The organism is Archangium sp. (assembly GCF_036389735.1).
Taxonomy (GTDB): Bacteria; Myxococcota; Myxococcia; order Myxococcales; family Myxococcaceae; genus Archangium.
This window is the reverse complement of the sequence record NZ_DASVWK010001092.1, coordinates 1-8,790: the sequence shown is the minus strand read 5'-3', so window position 1 is coordinate 8,790 and position 8,790 is coordinate 1. Positions and strand designations below refer to the sequence as shown.

The 8,790-nt window shown below is 68.7% G+C and carries 9 protein-coding genes, 5 tRNA genes and 1 other RNA gene; 2 read left to right on the top strand and 13 right to left on the bottom strand.

Annotated elements, in window-relative coordinates:
- Positions 1-962 (top strand): AgmX/PglI C-terminal domain-containing protein (locus VF794_RS39305; RefSeq protein WP_331118768.1); only part of this gene is annotated, 962 nt, incomplete at its 5' end.
- Positions 963-971: 9 nt separating this feature from the next.
- On the opposite strand, the gene recR is transcribed toward VF794_RS39305, so the two are convergent.
- From recR to dnaX, 4 genes are all read right to left on the bottom strand, one after another.
- The gene (gene recR, locus VF794_RS39300) at positions 972-1,565 is read right to left on the bottom strand and encodes a recombination mediator RecR (RefSeq protein WP_331118766.1); all 594 of its coding nucleotides are present in this window, start codon (positions 1,563-1,565) and stop codon (positions 972-974) included.
- Between the two features lie 6 nt (positions 1,566-1,571).
- Positions 1,572-1,889 (bottom strand): YbaB/EbfC family nucleoid-associated protein, encoded by a 318-nt coding sequence (locus VF794_RS39295; protein ID WP_331118764.1) that lies wholly within the window; start codon positions 1,887-1,889, stop codon positions 1,572-1,574.
- A gap of 91 nt (positions 1,890-1,980) precedes the next feature.
- The gene (locus VF794_RS39290) at positions 1,981-2,712 is read right to left on the bottom strand and encodes a DNA polymerase III subunit gamma/tau (RefSeq protein ID WP_331118762.1); all 732 of its coding nucleotides are present in this window, start codon (positions 2,710-2,712) and stop codon (positions 1,981-1,983) included.
- A gap of 178 nt (positions 2,713-2,890) precedes the next feature.
- Positions 2,891-4,105 carry a DNA polymerase III subunit gamma/tau gene (gene dnaX, locus VF794_RS39285; RefSeq protein WP_331118760.1) on the bottom strand — a complete coding sequence of 405 codons (1,215 nt, stop codon included), beginning with the start codon at positions 4,103-4,105 and terminating at the stop codon, positions 2,891-2,893.
- Between the two features lie 224 nt (positions 4,106-4,329).
- On the opposite strand from dnaX, the gene VF794_RS39280 reads away from it, so the two are divergent.
- Positions 4,330-5,772, top strand: a complete 1,443-nt coding sequence (locus tag VF794_RS39280; RefSeq protein WP_331118758.1) for a glycosyltransferase family 39 protein — start codon at positions 4,330-4,332, stop codon at positions 5,770-5,772.
- Positions 5,773-5,821: 49 nt separating this feature from the next.
- On the opposite strand, the gene ffs is transcribed toward VF794_RS39280, so the two are convergent.
- The 9 genes from ffs to VF794_RS39235 form a co-directional block, all read right to left on the bottom strand.
- An RNA gene (gene ffs, locus VF794_RS39275) (signal recognition particle sRNA small type) lies at positions 5,822-5,914 on the bottom strand.
- Between the two features lie 23 nt (positions 5,915-5,937).
- Positions 5,938-6,024, bottom strand: a tRNA-Ser gene (locus VF794_RS39270).
- Between the two features lie 13 nt (positions 6,025-6,037).
- A tRNA-Ser gene (locus tag VF794_RS39265) sits at positions 6,038-6,124 on the bottom strand.
- Positions 6,125-6,129: 5 nt separating this feature from the next.
- Positions 6,130-6,597, bottom strand: coding sequence for a tRNA adenosine(34) deaminase TadA (gene tadA, locus VF794_RS39260; RefSeq protein WP_331118756.1), 468 nt, complete (start codon positions 6,595-6,597; stop codon positions 6,130-6,132).
- A gap of 25 nt (positions 6,598-6,622) precedes the next feature.
- A tRNA-Arg gene (locus VF794_RS39255) sits at positions 6,623-6,699 on the bottom strand.
- Between the two features lie 82 nt (positions 6,700-6,781).
- A tRNA-Ser gene (locus tag VF794_RS39250) sits at positions 6,782-6,871 on the bottom strand.
- Positions 6,872-6,914: 43 nt separating this feature from the next.
- A tRNA-Ser gene (locus tag VF794_RS39245) sits at positions 6,915-7,001 on the bottom strand.
- A gap of 110 nt (positions 7,002-7,111) precedes the next feature.
- Positions 7,112-8,392 carry a serine--tRNA ligase gene (gene serS, locus VF794_RS39240; RefSeq protein WP_331118754.1) on the bottom strand — a complete coding sequence of 427 codons (1,281 nt, stop codon included), beginning with the start codon at positions 8,390-8,392 and terminating at the stop codon, positions 7,112-7,114.
- Between the two features lie 91 nt (positions 8,393-8,483).
- Positions 8,484-8,790: tetratricopeptide repeat protein (locus VF794_RS39235; protein ID WP_331118752.1), on the bottom strand; the 307-nt coding region annotated here is incomplete at its 5' end.

Sequence of the window (8,790 nt, the reverse complement as noted above, 5' to 3'; positions counted from 1 at the left end):
CCACCGCCGCGGAGTTCGCGGACGACCTGGAGGCCCTTCTGGTGCGCGAGCCCATGTCGCCGACCGGCGGCACCCTCGCCGCGTACCTGCGCCAGAGCTTCGGCGAGGAGCGCTACACGCAGAAGACGCGCATCCCCACGCTCTCCAGGATGAGTCAGTCCGGCATCCCGGTGCCGGTGATGCCCGATACGTCCTCCTCGGGGTCCTCTCCGGGATACTCGGTGGCCACGCCCCCCCCCGCCTCCGAGGGGCAGACGAGCGTCGTGTCCCCGGTGTCCGTGACGGGTATTCCGGCGGTCGGGGCACCCGCGCGCCGCTGGGGGCTCGTCGTGGGAGTCGCGGCGACCTTCCTGTTGCTGGCCGGTGGGGCCTTCGTGGTGGGGCGCAACGTCGGAACGACGCCTCCCTCGCCGGTGGTCCAGACCCCGCCGCCGTCGGCGAATCCCACGCCTCCGCCGAGCCCCGTGGTCACACCGGACCCCGCCGCTCCGAGCACCGCGCCCGCGGGGACCGTGGCGCAGACCGCGGTCGCCGAGGCCCAGCCAGCCACCCAACTCCCGCCGCCCACGCAGGAGACTCTGGCCGCCGTGCCGGCCGCCGTGGCCTCGCCCCCCGCCGAGGAGACCGAGTCGCCCGCTCCGGTGAAGGAGCCGGCGCGCACGGCGAAGACGCGCGTGACGCTGGAGGCCGGAGACATCCAGCGTGTAGTGGCGCGCGGCCGGGCCCGCATCATGTCGTGCTTCGATCAGTACAAGCGCGAGCTGCCCTCCGACCAGGGCGAGGTCCAGGTGCGCTTCACCATCTTCTCCTCGGGGCGCACGGAGGCGAGCATCCAGGGGCCGCTGGCGACGCAGCCGGTGGGCAGGTGCCTGGAGAAGCAGGTGGAGCGCCTGCGCTTCCCCGCGCACCGGGACAAGGAAGTGACGGTGGTGCAGCCCTTCGGCTACCGCGTCACGCGGTAGCCGCGAGGCTCACAGCTCACGCCGGGCGCTGAGCGCCTTGGCCAGCGTGGCCTGGTCGGCGTACTCGAGGTCGCCGCCCATGGGCAGGCCCTGGGCGATGCGGCTGACGCGCAGGCCCATGGGCTTGAGCAGTCGCATCAGGTAGAGCGCGGTCGCCTCGCCCTCCACGTCCGGGTTGGTGGCGAGGATGATCTCCTCGACATGGCCATCCCCGAGCCGGGTGAGCAGCTCCTTGATGCGCAGCTGCTCCGGGCCCACGCCGTCCAGCGGCGAGAGCACGCCGTGCAGCACGTGGTAGCGCCCCTTGAACTCGCGGGTGCGTTCCAGCGCCATCAGGTCCGCGTACGTCTCCACCACGCACAGCACGCGCTCGTCACGCCGGCTGTCCCGGCAGAAGCCGCACAGCTCCGAGTCGGTGAGGGAGAAGCAGCGGGTGCACAGGTGCACCTTCTCCTTCACCTCGCGGATGGCCTGGGACAGGTCCGAGGCGTACTCGCTCGGGGCGCGGAGGATGTGGAACGCCAGCCGCTGAGCGGTCTTCTCACCGATACCCGGAAGCTTCGCGAGCTGGGCAACCAGGCGATTGAGCGGATCAGGAGTCATTCGGTATCAAGTAATGCCGGGGATCTTCACGCCGCCGGAAATCTTGCCGAGCTCGCGCTGCATCTTCTCACGGCTGCTCGCCAGGGCAGCGTTGACGCCGGCGGTGACCAGATCCTCGAGCATGCCCAGGTCGTTGGGGTCGACGAGCGACTTGTCGATCTTGATGCTCTTGATCTCCTGCACGCAGTTGGCGACCACGGTGACGCGACCGTCGCCGGCGTTGGCCTCGACGGTCTCCTCGGCCAGCTCCTTCTTGCGCTGTTCGATCTTCTCCGTGAGCTTGTTGGCTTGACGGATGAAGTAGTTCAGGTCGATGCCGGGCATGAGCTTCCTCGTGTGGCGTGCGAGCGGGCATCGGGGGGACCGCTCGCGGATGAGTGCGAAGGGCGCACCCTAGCGTCGGGCGCGCCCGTTGTCAGGCGCTCTCGTCGGGAGTGTCGTTCGCCGGGGCGGTCGCCGGGCGCGCGGGCTGGTCGTACACCTGGATGTGTTCGATTTCGCCCCCCAGGTGCTTGAGCGTGGCCCGGATGGCCGGGTGGACGCGGACCCGACCCTCGGTACTCTTCTCGTAGGCGGCGCGCTCCTGGGCGTCGTGCTCGGCGATGCTGACGAGGCCCACGGCGGGGCCGGCATCGCCTTCGACGGCGTCCTGCACCACGAGCTTCGTGGGACGGCCGAAGTGCTCGGAGAGGGCCTTCTCGATGAGGGCGCGCCCGCTGGCACCGACCACGGTGGTCTTGTGGAAGTTCGCGCCGTTGGGGCCGGGGGGATAGGCCACGGCCACCTCCCCATCTCGAATCCACAGCAGGCGACCATTGGCGAGCGACTGGGCGTGCCGGCCGGAGGAGCCTCGCACGGTATCCACCACCGCGCGCCACCGGTCCTGGAGGGGACGCCCGGGGTTGTCGCGGCCGGAGCGGGCCATGGGGGCCGCGGCGCGCGAGGCGTGGTGGACGTCGAAGGGCCGGACGGAGTCGGCCTCCGGCTCCGGCTCGGCGAGAGGGACGGGCGGCACGTCGGGCAGGCACTCGCCGGAAGCGCAGCCATCGGCCGGGCCCTCCTCGTCGAAGAGGCGCTCGTCCGGGGCCTGGGCCTCGGGTGGTGGCGACGGCAGGCGCACGTTCGTCACGCGCACCGTGGGCTGCACGGGCGCGGCGGTGGTCCTCGGTGGCTCCGGGGCGGGGGGCGCCTGGTGGCGGGGACCTCCGGGGGAGGGGAGGCGGTTGGCTTCCAGCGGACGCGACGGGGCCGGGACCGCCGTGAGAAGCACGGCGGGCTCGGGCGCGCGAGGCGCCGGCGCGGAGCGGACGGGCTCGGGGGGACGCTCAGTGGGAGCGAAAGTTGGCGGGAGCGGGGCGACCTCCAGGCGCCCCGGCAGCTACCTTGCGAGCGTCATCGGGCCCGAGCCCGGCGGCGAGGCGATCCACCCGGGCGATGAGGTCCGGGATGGAGCCGACCGGCGAGAGCTGAATGGCCTTGAGCAGCGCCATCTCCAGCGCGAGCCGGGGCTGGGGCGCGCGAGACACTTCCCACACGCAGCCGTGCACCACGTCGAAGAGGCGGGAGATCTGCGCGGAGTCCGCCTCCTTCGCCAGGGTGGTGAGCGCGGTGCGCTCGGTCTCGGCGAGCTCCGGGGGGGCCTCGCCCAGCGTCTTGGCCACGAAGAGGTGACGCAGTTGCAGCGCCAGCTCCTCGGTGAGCCGCTTGAGGTCCACGCCGCGGTTGAAGACCTCCTCCATGCGCTCGAGGACGCGCCGGGCGTCCTTGCGCACGAGGGCCTCGGCGAAGTCCTGGACCACGGTGCGGTCGATGGCGCCCAGGGCATCGGCCACGGCCTCGTCGGTGGGCTCGGGGCCGCAGGCGGAGAAGATCTGATCCAAGAGGCTGAGCGCGTCGCGCATGCCGCCCTCGGACTGGCGCACCACCATGGCGAGCGCCTGCTCCGAGATGGCCACCTTCTCCTGCTCGCAGATGTACTTCAGCCGCTGGAGCATCACCTTGGCGGAGATGCGCCGGAAGTTGTGGCGCTGGCAGCGCGAGAGGATGGTGTCCGGGAGCTTGTGGGCCTCGGTGGTCGCGAAGATGAACTTCACGTGCCCGGGCGGCTCCTCCAGCGTCTTCAGGAGCGCGTTGAACGCCGCCCCCGAGAGCATGTGGACCTCGTCGATGATGTAGATCTTGTGCCGGTCGCGCTGCGGCAGGTACTTGGCGTTCTCGCGAATCTCGCGGACGTTCTCCACGCCGTTGTTGGAGGCACCGTCGATCTCCGCCACGTCCACCGAGGTGCCCGCGGCGATCTCCAGGCAGGCCTGGCACTGGCCGCAGGGGTTGGCGGTGGGGCCCTTCTCGCAGTTGAGCGCCTTGGCGAGCAGGCGGGCCGCGGTCGTCTTGCCCACGCCTCGGGGGCCGCAGAACAGGTAGGCGTGTGCCACCCGGTTCATCTTGATGGCGTTGGCGACGGTCCGGACCACGTGCTCCTGGCCGGTCATGTCGTCGAAGGTCTGCGGGCGCCATTTACGGGCGAGGACGAGATAGCTCATGGGGGGCTCGAATCTAAACACGGAGAACACGCGGGCGCACTGTTTCCATACGCTGGCCGCTCTACTTTTGAAGTCAGCCCCCTGAAGTCCAAAAAAGGGACGCCAGGAGTCGTCTCCTTCACTCGGTGTCCGAGCGCCGCTTCGAGTGAGCGTGGAGTGGGCGGACAAACGTCACGTGCCTTGCAGTCGCACCCCAGGACAGGGAGAGTCCCGGGGTCCTCCCGATGACCGCTCCCGCGCCCGTCACCGCCCCGCCGCCGTCCGCTGTCCCCGACCCCGAGACTCCGCTCGCCCCGGTACCGCGAGCGTGGCCGCGCGTGCTGCTGCTGGGGGTGCTGGGGCTGCTGCCCGCGGTCATCGCGGTGGCGCAGCTTGGGCGCATCCACCCGGACGAGGTGTATCAGGTGCTCGAGCCGGCGTGGTTCCGCGCCCATGGCTACGGGGTCATGGCCTGGGAGTGGAGGGAGGGCCTGCGCAACTGGGCAGTGCCCCTGGTGGTCACGGGGCTGTTGAAGGTGGCGGACGTGCTGGGCCTCGCGCACCCGGTGGCCTACCGCGCCCTCATCGCCGTGCCCCAAGCGGCGCTGCATGTGTGGATGCTGTGGGCGGTGTACCGCTTCGCCGCGCGCCGGGCCGGGCCGGGTGGGGGACTCTTCTCGGCCCTCCTCGTGGGTCTCTACGGGCCGGTGCTCATCTTCGCTGGCCGGACGCTGGGAGAGTCCCTCTCCACCGCCTTTCTGGTGGTGGCCATGGAGGCGCTGGACCGCACCGAGCGTCCCACGCGCGCGGGCCTGGTGGGCGGACTCGCGCTCGGACTGTCCGTGGTGACGCGCTACAGCTCGGGGGTGATGGTGCTGGCGGCGCTCGTCTGGCTGCTGGGCGCGCGACGGTGGCGGGTCCTCGCCTTCACCTGCCTCGCGGGCCTGGGCATCGCGTTGGGCCTGGGGGGGCTCGACCTGTACACGTGGGGCAAGCCCTTCCACTCCTTCTTCGCCTATGTGGACTACAACGTCCTCTCGAGCAAGGCGGCGAATGCGTTCGGCTCCCAACCCCCGAGCTTCTACCTGCCGCTCTTCTTCACCAGCCTGCCCGGCTGGGCCTGGGTCGCCCTGCTCCTGGGAGTGCTCGCCCGCCGTGAGCGGCTCGCGCTGTCCCTTCCCGTCTTCTGCGCGGGGGCCTACCTCGCCGCCATCGTCGCGACGCCGCACAAGGAGGAGCGCTTCCTCTACCCGGCGCTGGTGCTGCTGGTCCTGGCCGCCGCCCCGCTCGTGGCCTCCTTCGTGCTGGCTCGCACGGAGGACCGGCTGCGCTGGGCATGGAGCGCACTGGCCCTGGCCGCCACGCTGCTGGCGGGGCGCTACTACCCGCCGGGGGACCTGAGAGGGGACCAGTTCCGCGCCATCGTCGCGGCCACCCGGGGCGACGCCAGCGGGCTGCTCATCGTCAACGAGGGCCTGTGGGGCGCCGGAGGTTTCTTCTACATCGGCAAGAACATCCCCTGGGGCACGTGCGACTACCCGCGGGACGAGATGTTCCAGTCGGCCATGCGGGACAGGCGCTTCAACCGAGCCGTCACCTTCGAGGGCCGGGCCCTGGCCGAACTCCAGGCGGCTGGCTTCCGCATCGTGGACCAGGTGGGCCGCGAGACGGTGCTGGCGCGCGACTGAGGCAAAAAAGAAGGAGCCGGGTCTTCTTTTCAGAAGACCCGGCTCCTTCACAAGAACGGCCGGGACACACGCGGAGGTGCGCTACCGTTGCTTCCTTCCGGACCTGGCGGGGTTCACGTCCCCACGTTGTCCCGACCACAAGCTCTACAAACCAAGTAACAACTACGGAGAGGGTGGGATTCGAACCCACGATACCCTTTCAGATATACACGCGTTCCAGGCGTGCGCCTTCAACCGCTCGGCCACCTCTCCATGAGACACTCAGCGGAGAGCGTAGGATTCGAACCTACGATACCGTTCCCGGTATGCCTGATTTCGAGTCAGGTGCCTTCGACCACTCGGCCAGCTCTCCAGTATTCACTTTTCGCGTTTCTTCTCGCGCAGGCGCTCGAAGAAATCCTTCAGCATCTGGCGGCTCTCGTCCGCCAACACCCCACTCATCACGTGGAGCCGGTGGTTGTGCCGGGGCTCCTCCGCGAGGTTGTAGAGCGAGCCAACGGCTCCGGCTTTCGGGTCCATCGTTCCGAAAACCAGGCGCGTGACTCGCGACTGGACCAGCGCTCCAGCGCACATCGCGCACGGCTCCAGGGTCACATACAGGGTGACACCCGTGAGTCGCCACGCGCCGAGCGCTTTGGCCGCTGCGTCCAGCGCGAAGATTTCAGCGTGGGCCAGGGGATTGCGGTCGATCTCCCGTCGATTGAAGCCGACTCCGATGACCTTGCCATCGTGTACGGCGACCGCACCGACAGGAACTTCCCCGAGTCCAGCAGCCTCCCGCGCGAGCGCAAGGGCCTGCTGCATGAAGACTTCGTCCGGACTCATGAGGGGATTGGAAGAGGGGAAAGGATGGCGCTCCCTGGAGGATTCGAACCTCCGGCCTTCGGATTCGTAGTCCGACGCTCTATCCAGCTGAGCTAAGGGAGCTTGCCGTTACCTTCGCACCGCATCTACCACAACCGTTGCCTCTGTACCACAACCACTTCCGCGCTACCACAACCAAGATGAGTGGCGGAGAGAGAGGGATTCGAACCCTCGATACCCTTTCGAGTATGCAGGTTTAGCAAACCTGTGCCTTCAGCCTCTCGGCCATCTCTCCAGTGCCTTTACTGTCAAAGAACCACGTACGACAAGAACAAAAACGGAGGAGGTAGGATTCGAACCTACGGGAGGCTTTCGCCACCTGCGGTTTTCAAGACCGCTGCCTTCAGCCGCTCGGCCACTCCTCCAACTGCTTGAAGCCGGGCGCGCCACGAACCGCGTGGGCCGCCCTTCTACATCATCCGGGGCCCATTGCAACTACGTTGTGAGGCCCCGGAGTCTGACAGCGGGAAGAGGCCTAGAGCGGCCTCAACTCCTTGAGACCACCCATGTAGGGCACCAACGCCTCCGGGATGGCGACGCTTCCGTCCTCGCGCTGGTAGTTCTCCAGGATGGCGATGGTCGTCCGCCCCACGGCCAGCCCGCTGCCATTGAGGGTGTGGAGGAGCTGGGGCTTGTCCCCCTTCTGGGCCCGGAAGCGGATTTTCGCCCGGCGGGACTGGAAGTCGCCGCAGTCCGAGCAGGAGGAGATCTCCCGGTACGTCCCCTGGCCGGGCAGCCAGACCTCGATGTCGTAGGTCTTCCGGGAGGCGAAGCCCATGTCCCCGGTGCACAGCAGCATCACCCGGTGGTGCAGCCCCAGGCGCCGGAGGATGTCGCAGGCGTCGTCCGTCATCTTCTCCAGCTCGTCCAGGCTGCTGTCCGGGTGGGAGAACTTCACCATCTCCACCTTGTGGAACTGGTGCTGGCGGATGAGGCCGCGGGTGTCCTTGCCCGCCGAGCCCGCCTCGGCGCGGAAGCAGGGGCTGAAGGCGCAGTACTTCACCGGCAGCGTGTCCCCGTCGAGAATCTCATCCGAGTGGTAGTTGGTGACGGGCACCTCGGAGGTGGGGATGAGGAAACGCTCGGGCTCGCCCATCGTCTTGAAGGCGTCCTCCTCGAACTTGGGCAGCTGGCCGGTGCCCATCATCGTCTCGCGCAGCACGAGGTAGGGGGGCAGCATCTCGACGTACCCCTTCTGGGTGTGCACGTCGATCATGAAGCTCACCAGGGCGCGCTCCAGTCGGGCGAGCGCTCCCTTGTAGAAGGCGAAGCGCGAGCCGGACACCTTGGCGGCGCGCTCGAAGTCCAGCATCCCCAGCTTCTCGCCCAGCTCGAAGTGCTGCCTGGCGGTGAAGGGCAGGTTGGGCTTCTCGCCCCAGCTGCGCACCTGGACGTTGTCGTCGGCGCTGGTGCCGGTGGGCACGGACTCGTGGGGGACGTTGGGGATGAGCAGCAGGATGCGGCTGAGCTCCTCCTCCACTTCCTTGAGGCGCGTCTCCTTCTCCTTGATGGACTGGGAGACGGTGCGCATCTCGCCGCGAAGCGACTCGAGCGCCGCGGGGTCCTCCTTGGCCTTGCGCTTCATCTCCTCGTTGGCGGAGTTGCGGCGCGCGGCGAGTGACTCCATCGCCACGTACAGGTCGCGCCGTTCCGACACGAGGTTCTTGAAGGGGCCGAGGTCCAGGCTGCCGCCCCGGGACTGCAGCCGGGCGACCACCGCATCGAAGTTCTGCGCGACGTGCTTGAGATCCAACATGGCGGGGCGGGTTGTAGTCACCCCGCGCGGGCCCGGCAAGGCATGTCGCACCCGGGCGCCCGGAAACGGACGCCCGGGGAGGGCCGGGTGACTACTCGAGGAAGCTGATCTCGTCCTCGATTTCCTTGCGGTCCGCGGCGTCGGGCTTGCGCGTCAGGTACTCCTGGAAGGACTTGACCGCGTCCTTCTTCTTGCCCTTCTCCTTGTAGGCGTAACCCAGGTGGTACCAGGGATCGGCCTCGTCGGGCTTGACCTGGGTGGCCTTCACGTACCAGTCGATGGCCTTGCCGTACTGGTTCTGCTCACTCCAGGCGCGGCCCATCTTGTAGAAGACCTCGGTCAGGCCCGGGTCGGCCTTGAGACCCTGCTCGTAGGCGCGGATGGCCTCCCGCCAGCGA

Bases quoted from the DNA above. Each gene is read 5' to 3' on its own strand.
- recR (WP_331118766.1), bottom strand. From the start codon at position 1,565: ATGACTCCTGATCCGCTCAATCGCCTGGTTGCCCAGCTCGCGAAGCTT.
- VF794_RS39295 (WP_331118764.1), bottom strand. From the start codon at position 1,889: ATGCCCGGCATCGACCTGAACTACTTCATCCGTCAAGCCAACAAGCTC.
- dnaX (WP_331118760.1), bottom strand. From the start codon at position 4,105: ATGAGCTATCTCGTCCTCGCCCGTAAATGGCGCCCGCAGACCTTCGAC.
- VF794_RS39280 (WP_331118758.1), top strand. From the start codon at position 4,330: ATGACCGCTCCCGCGCCCGTCACCGCCCCGCCGCCGTCCGCTGTCCCC.
- tadA (WP_331118756.1), bottom strand. From the start codon at position 6,597: ATGAGTCCGGACGAAGTCTTCATGCAGCAGGCCCTTGCGCTCGCGCGG.
- serS (WP_331118754.1), bottom strand. From the start codon at position 8,392: ATGTTGGATCTCAAGCACGTCGCGCAGAACTTCGATGCGGTGGTCGCC.